We start from the raw sequence: 17,579 nt of genomic DNA, 5'->3' as shown, positions 1-17,579 counted from the left end.
AGAAAAATAATGCAGAAACAGGCGATCTTAACACAACTAGGCTACAGCGTTACTCCCAATGCGGAAGCGCAACTTGAGCGCGTCATCAACAACACAGTAGGTTTTGAGCATGTTGAAAAACATCTCATCGCTTTGCACGATGCACTCAAAGCGCATCATTCATTTGTGGCACTCTCAAGTAACAAAGATTACTTCAAAATCAAAAATGAAGCAGCAGGTGCAGAATTGGTTGATGAGGTCAATGAGATGATTACCAAATGGGCAGCAAAATATAAAATTACTTTGGAAAAAGTTCCTAACAAAAATACCTATTACGTCATAGGTTACAAATAATAAAGGCTTTTTATGTCAAAAACAAAATATCTGGTTATTTCAGCCGTAGTTGTGGCAGCCATCGCGGCAACGCCTCTTGTCATTTCGCAAAAAGTCGATAGTGCCATCGAGGCAAACAAGGTTTTACTTGCCCAAAATGGTTTGAAACAAGACATTTTAAGCAAAAGCGGTTACTTTACAAGTCAAAGAACTTTTAGTCTTGAAGTAGCTGATGCCAAAAAAGCACGTGACTTTTTACTCGCAAAACTTATCGATAAAAATGCACAATATAAGCTTTTTGTCCAAAGTCTGAAAGATGAAACAGACGGAAGCATTAATGCAGGATTTGATGGTTTAAAATTTAAAGGTGAAATGACGCACTCTAACCTTTTGCCAAGTGACGTAAAAATCTCTTTAAGCCTTGATCAATTACCTAAATCGCTTCAAGATGAGCTTGCTAACGATAAAGCGGCAAGTGATGCCATTTTACCTCTTTTAGCACGTGGTGTACTCGCGGTTGATATGACATTTGGAAGTGATGAAAAACTCAAAGATGTACGCTTTAAAGATATTAAAGAGCAGATTAAAACCGAAGGTTCAACCCTGAACATTGACACTGAAAAGCAACTACTAACGTTAAATGAAAACGGTGGGGTGGTACAAGGTGTGCTAGGCGTTGGTAAGCAAAATTTCGGTGTTGATAGTGAAATGTTTGTGTTTAAAAGTGAGTTAAAAGATTTTGTCTATAACTTTAGCTATAAAGACGATCTGAACAATAAAGGCGACATCAAAATTGGCAAGTATACACTAGAAGTCAATGACGAGTACTCCAATACCAAATTTGATCTAGGTTCTCTTAAAGCTAATAGCAGCGTTGAAGATGTGAAAAAAGATCTTCAAATCAAAGCAGATTATACGCTTGATAACATCGTTGTCAATAATAGCAGTGCAGATGTTACACTTGAAAAACTTTTTGCAAAACTCTTTTTAAGAGGGATCAACTCAGATACAATGAAAAAAGTTCAAGCGGATTACAATACACTGCTTTTAGGAGCAACGACCCCGGATGATAAAGTCTTAATCGACGATTTTGTCGCACTTGTCAATCATGGTGTAAAACTCGACCTTGGCATTGCTCTTAAAGGACTGAATTCAGACATGATGAATCTTAAAGACGTGAGTGTTGATACAACGCTTGAGATTGTACAAAATCAATACACAGACAAAGAGAGTCCTCTCGCACTTCTTGGGCTTTTGGATATTACATCAAAAGTCAAAGTTCACAAAGATGACCGTGCAACGCTTGAAGCTATGGGATTGACTTCTGCGGAAGATTTTGCACTTGGTAAGCCTGAAGGCGATTTTTTCATCTATGAAATTGCTATGAAAAAAGGCGCAATTAGTGTCAATGGTAAAACGATTCAGTAAAGTAAATGAATACAATTTCAAAAACTAACATCTTTGCTCTTGCTCTTGGAGATACCTTTTCTCCAAGAGTGTTGCTTGTCTCCTTGCTCTCTTTTATCTTAACCATCATCGTATTTATTGGGGCTATTTGGCTTCTCTTTGGAGGTGTAAGCGCACTTTCTGCTTGGATCGCACAGAGTTTGCAGAGTTTTGAAGGAAGCATAGAGCAGAGTTGGTTTTTGAGCATGGTCTCACTTATTTTTATCACTAAAACGGTTGTAGCGATTCTTTTCTTTTTTACTTCTGCTATGGTTGTTTACTACCTTTTCTTGATGGTTTATTCGGTCATCGTAGGGCTTTTTGCAGGTTATTTCATTAAAGAGATTGGTTCACTCTATTATCCAACGGTTGCATTTCGTGGTATGGGACTTATAAGCTATGTATGGATAGTCCTTAAAACGCTCCTATGGACGACTCTAATGTTTTTGCTACTGTCACCTTTGGTTTTTATACCCGTATTTAATTTTGCTTTACTGCTGCCTGTGTTTTACCTGTTTCATAAGCTTTTGGTTTTAGATGTTTCTTCAATGGTGAATTCAAGTGAAGAGTATAAGGCGTTAAAGCGGATGTATGCTGGGCAGATGAGAGGCATTTCATTGGTCTGTTTTGCGCTTACCATCATTCCCTTTTTAGGGGTTATTATTTATCCTTATTATGTGATTGTTATGAGTCACTATATCTTTCGTAAGACTGAGGAGTTACGAGCTTCTTAGCAAAGCTCGAAAATCCCTTTTTGTCTGTTTTTATAAATACTTCCATGACCTGCAATTGCGCCGTGCATGGCAAGATTGACTCCATTTTTTTCGCGACACATCAAATCACCAAGTGCCAGCATAAAATTGCTGGTTGCCTCAACGGTGTCGATGCTAAAAGGAACCATGGCACCTGTTAGCGTGATGATTTTGTCTTTTACATGTAAAGCTAAAAAAGTAGCGGTAACGTCCATGGTATCGGTGCCATGAATAATCAAAACTTTGTGGCACGAAGAGTCTTGAATGGTTTTTACGATAAGTTCTCGATCATTTTCGTCCATATCAAGACTGTCTTTGTGAATAATGTTTAAAAGCTCATACGAAGTGTTGTTACAATAACGTAAAATTGCCTCTAATGCAATACCATCATTTGGAACTTCAAGCTCACCTTTAAGAGGATTGTAGCGTTTGTTAAATGTGCCACCTGTATTGAGGATAAGGATTTTTTCCATCGTCATTAAACCTTTTGGCGAATTTGAATTTTTTGAGGATCAAAAAGCTCAGTTGCTCTTTGAACAAAAGGGGTGTTTAAAACCTCTTTTGCATCGACTTCGCATTTCCCCGCCATCATAGCACCCGTTGCACAGCTCTCACTTTGCGGTTCATCTTCAAATTCTAAACTTTCGATCATCGAAGAGCTTTGCTCATTAGCGCTTAATTCTGCCTCATTCATTTGCAGTTCATAGTTAGGATCAAACATGGGTACGGGTTCAGCAGGTTGAGGTTCTGGCGGAAGCGCTTGGATTTTATTGATCTTGATTTTTGTCTCTAAGCCGAAAAGTTCTTGGACAAAATGCTTGATGATGCTGTAATACGTATTGAGTGTTTTACTCGCTTCGCCCTCAGCACTCGAGGTGAGAGTAAGTTGTTCATCTTCAAAGCTTACAAAACGAATGTGATTTTTAAAACATTCGCCTAGCTCGGCATTACGATCAAGTAGTTTGTCGCACAGTCTTGTAAAAAGCATTTGTGATGTCACGCCTTGATCTTTTACATGTAAAACTTCTTCTAGCGCTGGAGCAGGTGTTTCTGTACTTTCTGCAACTTCAGGTTTAGCATGAGCAGGAAGTCTAAATTTCTCATTTTCAAGTGAGTCTATCATCTCTTCAATGGTTTTAATATTGGTCGCTTCAATCATTTTAAAGAAGATCAAAGAGAGCACGAAACCGTTGTTGGCATTGATGTAAAGCAGGCTTTTGGATTCACTCAGAATTTTGAAAAAGCGCTCATACAAAAGAGTTGAAAAACGGCGATCTTGCGCAAAAAAAGCATTTTTAAGATACGCGATTAACTCATCGATGACGATTTCGCACTCATAACTCTCAAGCTCTTTGATAAGGTGAAGCATCTCGTTTTTATTGGCACTCAAAATTGCCGTAAAAATCGTCTCAAGTTGGTTAGGGTCAAGAAGTCCAAGCATCGTTGCCACATTCTCAGGTGTAATGTATCCTTTAGAAAAAATGATGGCTTGATCAAGCAATGTCAAAGTATCGCGAAGTGATCCGTTGCCTGCGCGCGAGAGCATCTCTAAGGCTTCTTTTTCGTACTCAATGTTTTCAAGATTGAGTATATGACAGAGGTGGTTGACCACGTCACTTTGTTTGATCTGTTTAAAACGGAAATGTTGCGCACGTGACAAAATCGTTGCAGGTAGTTTTAAAGGGTCTGTCGTTGCTAGGATGAATTTTACATAGCTTGGAGGCTCTTCCAATGTCTTCAAAAGCGCATTAAACGCTTGTGTAGTCAGCATGTGGACTTCATCGATGATAAAGATTTTAAAGCGAGCACTTGATGGTTTGTATTTGGTACTCTCGATCAGTTCACGAATATCATCAATACCACGATTGGACGCGGCATCCATCTCAATAATGTCGATGTGACGGTTTTCATTGGCACTCAGGCAGTGTTCGCACACTTCGCATGGCGTTGAGCTTGGACCTTGGTCGCAGACGAGGGCTTTCGCAAAGATACGCGCAGTTGATGTTTTACCACTACCACGAAGTCCGGAGAAAAGATAGGCATGTGAGAGCCTATCTTGGTTAAGTGCTAATGAAAGTGTTTGGGTGATCGACTCTTGGCCGATCAGTTTGTCAAACGAGGAAGGACGATATTTTAGAGCAAGTACTTGATGTGACACAGCGCAACCTTTAGGTTTTTAGTCATTCATGATAGAGAGGAGTTCTTCATTGTCCTTGGTTTTAAGCATTTTAGCATACAAGAATTTAAGTGCTTCAATGTCATCCATCTGGCTAATAGCACTTCTAAGTGCCCAAATTTTTTGGAGTTTATCAGGGGAGAGTAGAAGCTCTTCTTTACGTGTTCCTGATTTCATGATGTTAATCGCTGGGTAGATACGACGATCAGAGATATTTCTATCGAGTACAATCTCGCTGTTACCAGTGCCTTTAAACTCTTCAAAGATAACTTCGTCCATTCGACTTCCAGTCTCGATCAATGCGGTTGAAATGATGGTCAAACTACCACCATCTTCGATATTTCTCGCCGCACCAAAGAAACGTTTTGGTTTATGCAGAGCGTTTGCATCCACACCACCACTGAGTACTTTACCGCTTGATGGGGTTACCGTATTGTAAGCACGAGCAAGACGAGTGATAGAATCTAAAAGAATGATGACATCTTTGCCCATCTCAACACGACGCTTTGCTTTTTCGATGACAAGGTTGGCGACACGAACATGGTTTGATGCTGGCATATCAAAGGTTGAGCTATACACTTCACCTTGAACACAGCGTTGCATATCGGTAACCTCTTCTGGTCTTTCATCGACGAGGAGAACGATAAGCTCTGATTCGGGATGGTTGCGCGCGATACCATGAGCGAGTTCTTTCATAAGTTCCGTTTTACCACTTCTTGGAGGTGCAACGATAAGACCACGTTGACCTTTACCGATAGGGGTAAAGAGGTCAAGTACACGTCCTGTAATTTTCATTGGATCGTATTCGAGTTTGATTTTTTCGGTTGGGTAAAGTGGTGTTAAGTTTTCAAAAAGAGGGCGTTTTTTGCTCTCTGCAAGAGGTAGATAGTTGATCGCTTCGATTTTAAGAAGGGCGTAGTAACGCTCTTGATCTTTTGGAGGTCTAACTTGTCCTGTGACGATATCACCGGTACGAAGTGCAAATTTCTTAACTTGGGTACTGCTGACATAAGCGTCATTGGCACTGTCTGAGAAGTTGGCGTCTGTTGCACGTAAAAAGCCATAACCTTCACCTGCAATCTCTAAGATGCCCGTAAAAAGAATAAATCCGCCTTGGTTGACTTGTGATTTTAAAATTTCAAACATCAAATCTTGGCGTTTTAATTCGTTTGGATTTTCAATACCAAGCTCTGTTGCGATCTCTAAAAGTTTTTCGAGTGGAGTGGTTCTAAGACCCTCTATTTTGTAGCCATCGACGGGGACATGGGTTCGTGATTTGTTATAGTGAGTTGGTTTTGCTTGTCCATTACCGTTAGTATTGCCGTTGGGTTGGGCTGAATTCGCGCAGGGTTGATTGTTTGAGGTAGGAGTGTTTCCGCTCATTGTGCCTTCTTTGTTGTTAGTTTGATCGTTCATGAAGCTAGAGTCTCTTGATGGTGAAAAGATTCCCAAAGATAGAGTTGCTTGAGTCGATTTTTATGAGACTACTTTGTGAGAATTCTAAAAGTAGTGATGGCGTAATTTTAGTCAAAGCGAGAGAATTTGTCAAGGTCGGCTAAAGAGAAAAAAGATAAAATGCCACTCAACAATACTGGATACAAAGAAGTTGAAACGATGAATGATTTAGTGCATTTGGCGATTATTATGGATGGCAATGGCAGATGGGCAAAACGTCAAGGCAAAGAGCGCTCATTTGGACACAAAGAAGGCGCTAAAAAAGTGCGTGAAATTACAAAGTATGCCGCTAAAATGGGCATAAAGTACCTTACTCTCTATGCCTTTAGCACTGAAAACTGGAACCGCCCAAAAGCTGAAGTGGCTGTTTTGATGAAACTTCTTTCCAAGTATTTACACAGTGAAATCTCAACGCTTCTTGAAAACAACATTCGTTTTGATGTCATTGGAGATGTGAGTAAGTTCTCCGCTTCACTTCAAAAAGAGATCGCTTACGCCAAAGAGATGACAGCACACTGTACGGGGCTTCGACAAATCCTTGCTATCAATTATGGCGCTCACGATGAAATCCTTCGAGCCATCAACAAATCTTTACATGTAAAAGGTGAAATCACCAAAGAAATCCTCGAGTCCAACCTTGACACCGCAGGCATTCCTGCTGTGGATGTCCTCATTCGCACGGGCGGTGACTGTCGCCTTTCTAACTTTTTGCTTTGGCAAGCCGCTTACGCAGAGCTTTTCTTTAGTAAAACGCTCTGGCCTGATTTTTCGGTGGGCGAGCTTGAAACCATCGTCTCCGAGTACCTTCAAACTGAACGACGTTTTGGTGGTATCATCTAACTGCCTTTCCTCAAAACTCTTGATTGAGATCAATCAATGACATAAATTTATCCTCTTGCTAAGATTCTGTCAAATTTTAATTAGGAGAGATTATGTCTTTAAATATGTTATGTGATCAATGCTCTATGAGTGCCATTAATGGCTGTGGTTCTAAAGGTCAAGATATAGGAACGTGTGGCAAAGATGCCAACTTGGCGAAACTTCAAGACATTATGATTTACGGTCTTAAAGGTCTTAGTGCGTATAGAACACATGCCAATGAATTTGGTGCAGACACCAAAGAAGTCGATGACGTCATCGCTCAAACACTTTATTTCACCCTCACTAACGTTAACTTCAACTTTGACGATCACATCGCTCAACTCATGAAAATCGGTTCTGCTGGTGTGAGAATGATGGACATCTTAAGCGAAGCACACACTTCGCACCTTGGCGTTCCAACACCTGTTAGCATTTCTCAAAACAAGGCTGAGGGCAAAGGCATTTTGGTCAGCGGTCACAACCTTGACATGCTTTTAGAGCTTTTACGCCAAACAGAGGGTAAAGGCATCAACATCTACACCCACTCCGAAATGCTTCCCGCACACGGTTACCCAGAACTTCGCAAATATGCTCACCTTAAAGGCAACATCGGTAAATCATGGTTTGACCAAACTAAACTCTTTGAAGAGTGGGGCGGAACTATCATCGTGAACACCAACTGTATCGTTCCTCCAAAATCAACATCAACTTATGTCGATAGACTCTATACCTACGACATCGTAGGCATCAAAGAGGGCAAAAAAATCCAAAATAACGACTTCAGTGAAGTCATTGCTCAGACACTTGCACTTCCTGATGTAACAGGCTTTGACAGTGAAGAGACACTCGTAACAGGTCACCACTATAAAACCATCCTTGGTCTTGCACCTCAAATTCTTGAAGCCGTTCAAGCAGGCAAAATCAGCCAGTTCTTCGTTATCGCAGGTTGTGACGCTCCAGGCTCAGGTGGCGAATACTATAGAAAAATGGCAGAGAGTCTTCCAAACGACTGCGTCATCTTAACGTCAAGTTGCGGTAAATTTAGATTTAACGACATCGACTTTGGTACCGTTGCAGACACAGGCATCCCTCGCTACCTAGACCTTGGTCAATGCAATGACAGTAACGGTGCAGTTCACATCGCTCTAGCTCTTGCTGGCGCACTTGGCGTAACCGTACATGACTTGCCAGTTTCTATCGTTCTTAGCTGGATGGAGCAAAAAGCAGTTCTTATTCTTCTAGGACTCTTTAGCCTTGGCATCAAAAACATCTATCTTGGACCAAAACCACCACAATTTGTCAACGATGACATCTTCGCTTTCTTGCAAGAGAACTTTAACTTGCATTTGACCGATGATGCGGCAAGTGACGTGGAAAAATTACTGCTTAAAAAACCTGCGTAAGGTTTACATGTAAAGATGGGGAAGCCTCGAAAGGGGGCTTTCTCAGTCTTAAAAACCTGAAGATATACCTGACCCAATTTTCAAAGTTTCTAAATCTACTACTTCATTATCGTTGTATCTTGTAGTAAGATAAGTTCCTATCTCATCATGAGATATTCTATTTAAAATAGTTGTAATTTCATCGTAATAATTCAAATTATTAAAAATTCTTCCTTGTTTTTGGGCTATTTTCAATGAATGCAATAATGCTTGTTTTTCATGATCGAATTTATCTATAGGGATAATTTCAACTGGAAGTATGTCATGCAAAACTAGAGTAAGGATAGCATCAAAATAATTCTCAAGAGTTGCTTCCTCTGAAATTTGAATTATAGGTTTTTCTTTTAAATTACTTTTCCATAGTTCACAAAACGATAGAATCGTATTACCATTAAATTTCACAAGCTCACTCACATCATTATTCAATAAAGCAATGATTAAAATTCTGATTTCTATAAATTCTTTTTCATCGGGTATTAGAAAAAGGATTTTTTCTATTGATTCTTTCCCTGAAAAAATCAGTAACCTATTAATACAAAAACGGTACTTTTGAATTAATAATCTTCGCTCAAATCCATTCAAAATCTTTATGTCAGGCAGTTTTTCAAGAATGTAAAAAAGTTTATTTTTTAATGTTTCAGCGATTTCTAAAAAATTATGCGACTTACCGAATAAATACAATAGGTATGCATAATTATCAAAAAGTAAACTTTTGTAAAATTTTACTTGTCTTTTATATTGGCTATTAGCAAATATTTTATCAAAAGGAAGAAAAATATTTTTATCATTGAATTCTTGTTTTAAGTTACCTAATTTTTTAGGGTTTAATGCAAGATAGATAGTAAGGGAAGTCATAAAATCAGAAAACTCATCATTAATTTTGTCAATATCATCAAAAGAAATTTTACTCCATTGCTCATAATTAACTAAGTCTGTCTTTTTTTCATTTAATTCTAATCCAATAGGAAGTAGTTGTTTTATTTTGGCTCTGATTTCATCTAATTGGGTTTCTTGACTACTTATAATGACAAGGTCATCCACATACCTAAAATAATGAGAAGTTCCAAAATGTTGTGTCATATTAAAATCAAAATTTTCTAAATATAAATCTGCACAAAGATGCCCAAAATCTGGATTTGCAGCTACTCCTTGATTGGTAGCTTCTAACAAAGAATTTATAAATATATTTAGTTGTTTTTTTGTTTTTTTCTCGCACTGTGATATTTCTATTTTGTTATTAAAAACTTCATATAATTGTTTTTGATTTACACTTGGATAAAATTTCTTCAAATCAAAAATATACGCAAAATTACCTTCTGCTAGCGCTAATTCAATTTTTTCATTTCTTTTTTTGTATCCATGCATAAAAAAGGCAAAATTTTGACCCGAATTTTTATAGAAAGGCAATCTATAACTATAAACATTTGGATTGTCATTGTATATCTTGTTTTCTTGTAATTTGTCTATCAGCATGGCTTCTGCCAATAAAGTTAGAGGCGATCCTATTGTTAATTCACGGTATTCTATTCCTTGTGGTTCTTTTTCTTTAAAAACTTTAAAATTTCTATAATGCCATTTATTTGATGTTTGAAGTTGCCGTGACATAATTGAAGATAGTAATTTTATTTGATTATCTTTGGGGCATGAGTCCATAAGGGCTCTTAATGCAACATATGTAATGGGTGAACTTCTTCTTGCCGAATTCAAAGCTTTTGTAAATAATAATTCAAAATTATTCATTATTTCTCTTATATAATTTAATACTTACATTACCTTTTTTTATAACTTCTTTTTTTATTGGTTCCCACCAGCAATAGGTATGAGAAATAGATTCTCTTTCTTCAAATATTTGTACAAAAAAATCTTTTATATTCTCAAAAATTCTGTTTAATAAGCCTAGAAATTTTTTTGCATCTTTACCATCAGGTTCTATCCACAAAAATGTACTATTTTTTGTTCCTAACCTGTCTGTAATATGTTGTAGGGATCTTTCAATTCTTGTGAAATTAGTTTCATTGCCTGCAAAGCCACTAAAAGCTGACGTTATCACATAATACTCATTAGACGAAATAGTGCTAGTTATTTCGAAAAAAGTATCCATTAGTGAACTAGTTTGAATTGAAGAGCATGCGTCCCATTCATAAGTAGAATATATAACACGAATGCCAGCATTCAGCAAATATGGCTCAAGATCATGTAGAAGACTTTGATAAATTTCTAATGCTTTTGGAGAAATATCAGCAGCTAAAATATGGATATTTAATGGAAGAGTTGGAAGAAGTTTTTTTAATCTTAATTCAACAAGAGTAGTCAGTAACGATAAGATGTGCCCACCTGTTCCACAAGCTAAATCTAAAATAGAAATATTACCTTTTGAAAAAGTTGAAAAAATATCTATTTGTATATTTGAAAATTTCTTATCAGGGTCTAGTGTAATATGAATAACTCTGGTACTAGAATTTACAAACCTATAGGCAAAATGCTCTATTGCTTCAGTTGCACCTGAACCGCCTATAGGATGACTTTTACCATCAGATGTTTTGGCTAACTCGTATGCATTACATTTATGAAGATGCTCAATATATTTTGTTTCTAGTTCTGTACATAATTTTACAGCTTGTTCATTATGAAGCCATAATTCTTCGGGTAAGTCGTTAGAATTTATCACTATCTAGCCTTGGCAATTAGGAAAAATAAATTTTTAAGTGTTATTGTATCTTGTTTACAAAGTAATTTACATGTAACCCTCTCAAAAGCTCAGTACCACACATACACTCAAAAAATACCCTATCAAGATAAGATTAAATACAAAGCATATATAATGGATATAAAATCAAAAAAAGGCTGATGTATGAAAAACTTTTTGATAGCACTGGGTGTGTTAGCCGTTCTTGCGGCGGTGGTCATCGTTCCGAAAATCAACAACGTTCCTAGACTTGATGAAACCGTTATCGCTGCGGCGTCTGCTGTTGATAACCAGTACAAACGAAGAAGCGACTTGATCCCTAACCTTGTTGCTACGGTTCAAGGGTATGCAGCTCATGAAAAAGAGGTGTTTACGCAAGTAACGGAAGCCAGAGCCAAAGTAGGGCAGATTACTCTTACGCCTGAAGTTTTGAGTAACCCTCAAGCGTTTAAAGCGTATCAAGCGGCACAAGATGGTCTTAGTAGCGCCCTTACTCGCCTCATGGCAGTTTCAGAACGCTACCCCGATCTTAAAGCCAATCAAAACTTTCTAAGTCTGCAATCACAATTAGAAGGAACAGAAAACAGAATTGCTGTTGCTAGACGCGACTACATCGAGGCGGTGAAAAATTACAATCTTGAACTTAGAACGATTCCGGGAAGATGGATAGCTTCTATTTTCTACCCTGATGCACAAGTCAAACAGAATTTTACTGCGACACAAGCGGAGAGTGCAGCACCCAAAGTCGCTTTTTAAGGTTTTACCATGAAACTTTTTAAAAGCTTCATTTTAGGACTACTTTGTGCGTCGGCGCTTTGGGGTGCCATCACATTTCCCACGCCCAATAATTCGCACATCGTTGATGAAGCGGGGCTTTTTAGTGCGTCACAAAAAGTATCCTTAGAGGGTACGCTATCTGCGCATGAGAGTGCGACAACAAACCAAATCGTGGTGGTTACGCTCACATCATTGCAAGGGTATGATATTGCAGATTTTGGGTATCAGCTCGGGCGCGCGTGGGGGATTGGAACTAAAGAGCACAACAATGGCGTCTTGCTCATCATTGCTCCTAATGAGCGAAAAGTGCGCATCGAGGTCGGGTATGGACTTGAGGGCTCCCTTCCTGATGCTACCGCAAGCAGCATCATCCAAAATACGATTTTGCCCGCCTTTAAAGCAAAAAACTATTTTGAAGGCGCAAATAACGGCATAACCGCGATTATCAGTGCGATTAAGGGCGAGTATAAAGCCGATGAAACAACACAAAAAAGCTCACATCATTCGTTTGTTGTTCCCATCTTATTTTTCTTCTTTATGGTCTTCAACGCCATGCTCTCACTTAATTTATCGAGCCGAAGAAAGTTGTTCCCTTCGTTGTTTATCAGTGCAATTGCAGGTATCATAAGTTGGTTTATATTTTCGATGATCGTGTTTAGTATTCTCATCACTTGTGCCGTTTTTTTATTGAGCTATGTTGGCGGCGCTTTTGGTGGTGGCACATTGCCTAATTCGTGGGGAAGCAGTAGTGGTGGAAGCTCATCAAGTGGGGGCTTTGGAGGATTTAGTGGCGGCGGCGGAAGCTTTGGCGGCGGCGGAGCGAGTGGGAGTTGGTAATGCATCAAATTGGTAATGAAACACAACAGAAAATTGAGAAAACGATTTTTGAAATGGAGAAGAAAACCTCAAGTGAGTTGGTTGCGGTTGTGACACAAAAAAGCGGTGATTATCTTTATATAAGCCTGCTGATTACAAGCCTTATTTCGCTTTTCATCCCATTTGGATTGCTTTTTTTCGCACCGGACATGGAGGCAAAAACTATTTTCGAGGCGCAACTGCTTGGCTTTATGCTCTTACTTTTGCTTTTCAATGTGCCAAAAGTGCTCTTTTATCTCTTGCCAAAAAGCGTTTTTGTTAAGGCAGCAAAACTCAAAGCCTATGAGACATTTCGAATTTTAGGGCTTCAAAAAACAAGCAATTATCAAGCGGTGATGATTTTTGTGAGTCTGTATGAAAAATACATTGAGATTGTTGCCGATAGTGCCATCAGCGCAAAAATTGATAATGCACTCTGGCAAAAGACGATTGATGCTTTTGTTGAAAACGTCAAAAACGACAAGTTTGAAGAGGGCTACCTTCAGGCAATCAACGAAGTCGGAGCTATTTTGACACAACACTTTCCAATCGAAAAGCACGATAAAAATGAACTACCAGATCGTTTGATAGAAGTGTAGCCTTCGCGTTAGTGAGGGCTACGTTTTAACGTCTTATTTTAGGCTTCAACCTCAATCACATCATCACCCACTTCAATCTTCTCACCTGAAATAATTTTAGCGCGTTTTCTAAACTCAACTTCGCCATTTCGTTTGACGTGTCCCTCTTCGATGAGCATCTTAGCCTGTGCTCCGCTATCTGCAACGCCTGTAATTTTGAGAAGTTTAAATAACTCTATGTACTCTTCTTCTAGTTCAAATTTCATTTTTATTCCTTTATTGATGCACAATAATACCCCAATCTATCTTTACATGTAAGTCTCTTCGCGCTTCCTAAAGTCAGTAAAATTTTATTGAGGGAACTTTTTGGTAAAATGGCTATGCGTAAAGCATGGCATAAAGGAAAATGGGGATGGATAGAAACCGAAGACTGGTGAATTACTCGCTCTTGGCACTTACGGGGACGGGTGTGTATTACACGGTCGGTACGATGTTTCAGTCCTTAGAACCACCCAAAAAAGCACTTCTTGATGCGGCTACTTACATAGATACCACGGCGTTACCGCTCAATGAAATTGCTTATTTTTCGTGGCAGAAAAAACCACTTTTTATCCTCAAAAAAGACGCTACGTTGACTCTCGATAAAAAACGAGACATTAAAATTGGCGACTATTATTATACGGTGATGGTTGGGATTTGTACCCATTTAGGCTGTGTCCCAAAGTACAATGCTTCCCTTAAACGCTTTATTTGTCCGTGTCATAACGGGCAGTTTGACTACAATGGCAACGCACTTGCCAGCCCTGTTACGAAGCCTTTAGTCATTCCTCCTTTTAAAGTGCATGATGAGATGATTATCGTCGGAGAAGTAGGCGAGGCGTACCTCCAACTGATGGAGGCATCAAAAGCATGAATTTCAAAATAAACAATTTCAATATTTTACTTTACACGGGCGCTATCATGGTTGTTCTGTGCCTTTTAATGCTCATCTCTGGCATTTTTCTTGCGATGCACTATATTCCTGATGCGGAGAAAGCCTTTGAAAGTGTCCATACGACGATTATGCAAGAAGTCAATTACGGTTGGTTGTGGCGAAAAATCCATGCACTTGGCTCAACATTTTTCTTTTTATTGCTCTACATTCACCTCTTAGGAATGCTCTATTTTGGGTTTTACAAACATGGTAAAACGAAGTATTGGTACAGTGGCATGGTGCTTTACTTTTGCTGTATGGTCATCGGTTTTACGGGGTATGTGCTTCCGATGGGGCAGATGAGTTACTGGGCGGCGCAGGTGATTACCAGTTTGTTGGAGTATATCCCAGGCGCTGGGGAAGACATCGTGCTGTGGGTTCGAGGTGATTTTAGCGTGAGTGGCATCACGTTGTTGCGCTTTTACACCTTGCACATTGTGGTGATGCCTTTGAGTATTGTCCTGATGATACTTGTGCATACGGATTTTGTGAAGTGGTACGCCACCACAAAGCTTTCATGGAGTCGCAAAGGCTTACATGTAAGCAAAGAGGAGCGTTTTAGCAAACACGACATCACCCCAAAAGAGCCAAAACCGTTTTTCTCCAATGCCGTTTTAAAGCCACTGTTGGCATGCACGCTCTTTTTGGCACTCTTTTTTTATTGCGTCTTTTTTCAGGATGAAATAGCGTTTGATGCGCTCAATCTCACCCCTGCCAACCCAAGCGATACACCTGCACACATCTACCCTGAGTGGTACTTTTTATGGATGTTGCAGTTGCTTAAAAGCTTTTTCTTTGATATAGGAATGATCAAAGGTTCCTACATCGGTATGGCATCCTTAGTGGTGGTCAATGTTGGGCTTTTACTCATGCCACTCTTAGACAGAAACCCTCGTCGCATTCCCGCTCATCAGCGTCCTTATTTTTTAGTATGGTTTTGGGCATTGGTACTCTCTTTGATAGGGCTTACAATTTTAGGAAAATTACCGAGTTCGACGCTTACGTTGTGGATAGGGCTATTCTTCTCCACAGTGTTGATGGCACTTTTTTTCATTTTACCTTTTTTGTCTGGGAAGGAGTCTCATGCCAAATCTTAAAATTTTTGCGGCAATCGTGATGTGCGTTTTTGTACTCGTCATTGGGCTTGAGTGGTTACCAAAACAGCATGACGCTCAGAGTAACATTGTTGCAGAACAGACACTCACCAAAGCAACGAGTGAAGAAAAAGCGATTTACGAAAAAGAGATGAGCCGACGTGATGTCATCGGGTACAGCATTGTGGGGTATTTTCTTTTGCTCTCAGCGCTGCTCTACATTAAAATTGTTCTGCAACGCTCCAAGCCAATCGAGTAAACGAACACTTTACATGTAAAGATTAGGGTTTCTTTTTTCCATCCAAAATCACGTCGATAATCATGGCAAAAATGCCCAAGGTAATAAGCGTAAATGCCCATGAAAAACTTTTGGTGATGACGTATCCGACAATTAAAATGGCTAGTGCGGTAGGAACTTCATTGTAAGCTCTAAAAAATTTTCCATCTTTCGTGCACGTGCCATTGGCAAGTTCCAAACGGTATTTTTCTAATGAAAACGAATAAAGTGTGAGTGCAATAAGTACCGTAAACTTCGCATAAATCCACCCACCGCTTGAGAGCAGTTGTGGGTCAAAAAAAATCATGCCAAGCCCACTGGCAAGGGTTGCCCAAAAGGCAGGAAGTCCGATGTACTTATAGATTTTGTACTCTTGAATCTTCACAACTTCCACAAACTCTTTTTTTTCAGCATGCTCAACATGGTAGACAAAAAGCCGTGGCAAGTAAAACAACATCGCCATCCACGACATCAACGCTATAATGTGAAAGGCAAGCAACCATTTATAGTGTTCCAACATCTATCCTTTGTTCATTTTACAGACGCATTATAACACCAAAAACTTACCCTAAACTGCCTTTACATGTAAATGTCTCAAACCTCCTCTAAAGTGAAACTATTCTACAATGCCGACAAAGACTCAAAGGATGCCAAACCATGCCATTTTCTACCCTCAAACTCTGCCCTCAAATCCTCCAAGCGCTTGCGCAAGAGAGCTTTTCTACGCCAACACCGATTCAAGAAAAAGTGATTCCTCTTGTGTTGGAGCGAAAAGATGTGATGGCAAGAGCGCAAACAGGAAGTGGTAAAAGTGCTTCGTTTGTACTGCCGATGTTGGAGCTTTGGAGTGCGAGCAAAAATGATGGAAAAGCAAAGATCAAGGCATTGGTTTTAACGCCAACAAGAGAGCTTACCGTACAAGTGGCGGAAGCGTTTGTCGCCTTTGGAAAATTCTTACATGTAAAGCCTAAAGTGGTGAGTGTCATCGGTGGTGAGAAGATCGGCGAGCAACTTTACGACATCCAGCAAGGGTGTGACATCGTGGTGGCAACTTCGGGGCGATTGCTAGACATCATGAGCAAAAAGCAGATCGACCTTTCTCGTGTCGAGTTCTTTGTCCTCGATGAAGCGGACAAGATGCTTGACCTTGGTTTTGAGCAAGAGTTAGGCTCTATACTTGAGGCGTTGCCAGCCAAACGACAAAATCTTCTTTTCTCTGCGACGTACCCTGAAAAGATGCAAGTCATTGCTTCAAAGATCACTCAAAGTGCGGTGGAAGTAAGCATCGATGCAGAAGCACCGACGGTGGAGCTTATAAAGCAACGTGCCATCGAAGTCAATAAAGAAAATAGAGCGCCACTTTTGCGTCATCTGTTACGTGAAAACAAATGGGAATTGGTGTTGGTGTTTATGGCAAATAAACGTGCCGCCGATAATATTGCTGTGAAGTTTCGCAAGCATGGTTTTTTGAGCGAATCGTTCCATGGGGATTTACTTCAAGAAGACCGTTCTTGGACGTTGAAGTCGTTTAAAGAGCGCAAGATTCGTGTTTTGTTTGCTACCGACATCGCTTCGCGTGGGCTTGACATCGACGATGTAAGCTGTGTTATTAATTACGATCTTCCTCGTGCAACCGAAGACTATATCCACCGCATCGGACGAACGGGACGTGCGGGTAAAGAGGGTTTGGCGATTTCGTTTATAGATCACGAAGATAAAGCGCATTTTGCACTCATTCAAAAACGTTGTCATATCAAACTTGAAAAAGAGCAGATCAAAGGCTTTGAACTAGAAGGCGAGGCCCCCAAAAAAGAGAAAGGGAGCGCGCCTATCAAGGGAAAACGCAAGAGTAAAAAAGACAAGTTAAGAGAGCAGGCTGGTCAAGCCTGACTTTT

The 17,579-nt window shown here is 39.6% G+C and carries 19 protein-coding genes; 12 read left to right on the top strand and 7 right to left on the bottom strand.

The window, feature by feature from the left end; genetic code table 11:
- Positions 1 to 9 precede the first annotated feature (9 nt).
- The 3 genes from N0B29_RS01870 to N0B29_RS01860 are packed head-to-tail and all read left to right on the top strand — an operon-like array spanning position 10 to position 2,492.
- Entirely contained in the window at positions 10 to 333 is a 324-nt protein-coding gene (locus N0B29_RS01870) for a hypothetical protein (protein ID WP_263832000.1), read from the top strand.
- Between the two features lie 12 nt (positions 334 to 345).
- Positions 346 to 1,740, top strand: coding sequence for a YdgA family protein (locus N0B29_RS01865; RefSeq protein WP_263831999.1), 1,395 nt, complete (start codon positions 346 to 348; stop codon positions 1,738 to 1,740).
- 5 nt (positions 1,741 to 1,745) lie between these two features.
- A complete protein-coding gene (locus tag N0B29_RS01860; RefSeq protein ID WP_263831998.1) occupies positions 1,746 to 2,492 on the top strand; it encodes an EI24 domain-containing protein in 747 nt (248 codons plus the stop codon).
- Here N0B29_RS01860 and N0B29_RS01855 read toward each other — a convergent pair.
- From N0B29_RS01855 to rho, 3 genes are read right to left on the bottom strand one after another with little or no spacing between them, the layout of a single operon-like run.
- Positions 2,489 to 2,983, bottom strand: coding sequence for an asparaginase domain-containing protein (locus N0B29_RS01855; RefSeq protein ID WP_263831997.1), 495 nt, complete (start codon positions 2,981 to 2,983; stop codon positions 2,489 to 2,491). The genes N0B29_RS01860 and N0B29_RS01855 overlap by 4 nt on opposite strands.
- A 5-nt stretch (positions 2,984 to 2,988) precedes the next feature.
- Entirely contained in the window at positions 2,989 to 4,668 is a 1,680-nt protein-coding gene (locus tag N0B29_RS01850; RefSeq protein ID WP_263831996.1) for a DNA polymerase III subunit gamma/tau, read from the bottom strand.
- Positions 4,669 to 4,686: 18 nt separating this feature from the next.
- On the bottom strand, positions 4,687 to 6,102 hold the full coding sequence (gene rho, locus N0B29_RS01845; protein ID WP_263831995.1) for a transcription termination factor Rho: 1,416 nt from the start codon (positions 6,100 to 6,102) through the stop codon (positions 4,687 to 4,689).
- Between the two features lie 198 nt (positions 6,103 to 6,300).
- Between rho and N0B29_RS01840 the strand changes: the two genes are divergently transcribed.
- Together N0B29_RS01840 and hcp are read left to right on the top strand one after the other, a co-directional pair.
- Entirely contained in the window at positions 6,301 to 6,981 is a 681-nt protein-coding gene (locus tag N0B29_RS01840; RefSeq protein WP_263832485.1) for a di-trans,poly-cis-decaprenylcistransferase, read from the top strand.
- Positions 6,982 to 7,073: 92 nt separating this feature from the next.
- A complete protein-coding gene (gene hcp / locus N0B29_RS01835) occupies positions 7,074 to 8,405 on the top strand; it encodes a hydroxylamine reductase (RefSeq protein WP_263831994.1) in 1,332 nt (443 codons plus the stop codon).
- A gap of 48 nt (positions 8,406 to 8,453) precedes the next feature.
- Here the strand turns inward: hcp and N0B29_RS01830 are convergent, their stop codons facing one another.
- Together N0B29_RS01830 and N0B29_RS01825 are read right to left on the bottom strand one after the other, a co-directional pair.
- Complete coding sequence (locus N0B29_RS01830) at positions 8,454 to 10,184, bottom strand: RNA-directed DNA polymerase (RefSeq protein WP_263831993.1); 1,731 nt, start codon at positions 10,182 to 10,184, stop codon at positions 8,454 to 8,456.
- Positions 10,177 to 11,112, bottom strand: coding sequence for a class I SAM-dependent methyltransferase (locus tag N0B29_RS01825; RefSeq protein WP_263831992.1), 936 nt, complete (start codon positions 11,110 to 11,112; stop codon positions 10,177 to 10,179). The genes N0B29_RS01830 and N0B29_RS01825 overlap by 8 nt, the downstream gene beginning before the upstream one ends.
- Before the next feature lie 183 nt (positions 11,113 to 11,295).
- Between N0B29_RS01825 and N0B29_RS01820 the strand changes: the two genes are divergently transcribed.
- The 3 genes from N0B29_RS01820 to N0B29_RS01810 are packed head-to-tail and all read left to right on the top strand — an operon-like array spanning position 11,296 to position 13,361.
- Entirely contained in the window at positions 11,296 to 11,886 is a 591-nt protein-coding gene (locus N0B29_RS01820; RefSeq protein ID WP_263831991.1) for a LemA family protein, read from the top strand.
- A 9-nt stretch (positions 11,887 to 11,895) separates the two neighbouring features.
- On the top strand, positions 11,896 to 12,744 hold the full coding sequence (locus tag N0B29_RS01815) for a TPM domain-containing protein (RefSeq protein WP_263831990.1): 849 nt from the start codon (positions 11,896 to 11,898) through the stop codon (positions 12,742 to 12,744).
- A complete protein-coding gene (locus N0B29_RS01810; RefSeq protein ID WP_263831989.1) occupies positions 12,744 to 13,361 on the top strand; it encodes a TPM domain-containing protein in 618 nt (205 codons plus the stop codon). Before N0B29_RS01815 ends, N0B29_RS01810 begins: the two co-directional genes overlap by 1 nt.
- Before the next feature lie 38 nt (positions 13,362 to 13,399).
- On the opposite strand, the gene N0B29_RS01805 is transcribed toward N0B29_RS01810, so the two are convergent.
- Complete coding sequence (locus tag N0B29_RS01805) at positions 13,400 to 13,606, bottom strand: RNA-binding S4 domain-containing protein (RefSeq protein WP_263831988.1); 207 nt, start codon at positions 13,604 to 13,606, stop codon at positions 13,400 to 13,402.
- 146 nt (positions 13,607 to 13,752) lie between these two features.
- Here N0B29_RS01805 and N0B29_RS01800 point away from each other — a divergent pair, with 146 nt between their 5' ends.
- The 3 genes from N0B29_RS01800 to N0B29_RS01790 are packed head-to-tail and all read left to right on the top strand — an operon-like array spanning position 13,753 to position 15,666.
- Positions 13,753 to 14,253, top strand: a complete 501-nt coding sequence (locus N0B29_RS01800; protein WP_263831987.1) for a QcrA and Rieske domain-containing protein — start codon at positions 13,753 to 13,755, stop codon at positions 14,251 to 14,253.
- Positions 14,250 to 15,410, top strand: coding sequence for a cytochrome b (locus tag N0B29_RS01795; protein WP_263831986.1), 1,161 nt, complete (start codon positions 14,250 to 14,252; stop codon positions 15,408 to 15,410). The genes N0B29_RS01800 and N0B29_RS01795 overlap by 4 nt, the downstream gene beginning before the upstream one ends.
- Complete coding sequence (locus N0B29_RS01790; protein ID WP_263831985.1) at positions 15,397 to 15,666, top strand: hypothetical protein; 270 nt, start codon at positions 15,397 to 15,399, stop codon at positions 15,664 to 15,666. Before N0B29_RS01795 ends, N0B29_RS01790 begins: the two co-directional genes overlap by 14 nt.
- Positions 15,667 to 15,688: 22 nt before the next feature.
- On the opposite strand, the gene hemJ is transcribed toward N0B29_RS01790, so the two are convergent.
- A complete protein-coding gene (gene hemJ, locus N0B29_RS01785) occupies positions 15,689 to 16,201 on the bottom strand; it encodes a protoporphyrinogen oxidase HemJ (RefSeq protein WP_263831984.1) in 513 nt (170 codons plus the stop codon).
- Positions 16,202 to 16,341: 140 nt separating this feature from the next.
- On the opposite strand from hemJ, the gene N0B29_RS01780 reads away from it, so the two are divergent.
- Positions 16,342 to 17,574 carry a DEAD/DEAH box helicase gene (locus tag N0B29_RS01780; protein WP_263831983.1) on the top strand — a complete coding sequence of 411 codons (1,233 nt, stop codon included), beginning with the start codon at positions 16,342 to 16,344 and terminating at the stop codon, positions 17,572 to 17,574.
- Positions 17,575 to 17,579 lie beyond the last annotated feature (5 nt).

The sequence above is a fragment of the Sulfurospirillum oryzae genome, from assembly GCF_025770725.1.
GTDB classification, from domain to species: Bacteria; Campylobacterota; Campylobacteria; order Campylobacterales; family Sulfurospirillaceae; genus Sulfurospirillum; species Sulfurospirillum oryzae.
The sequence above is the reverse complement of the archived record's forward strand: the minus strand, read 5'-3'. Positions and strand labels throughout refer to the sequence as shown.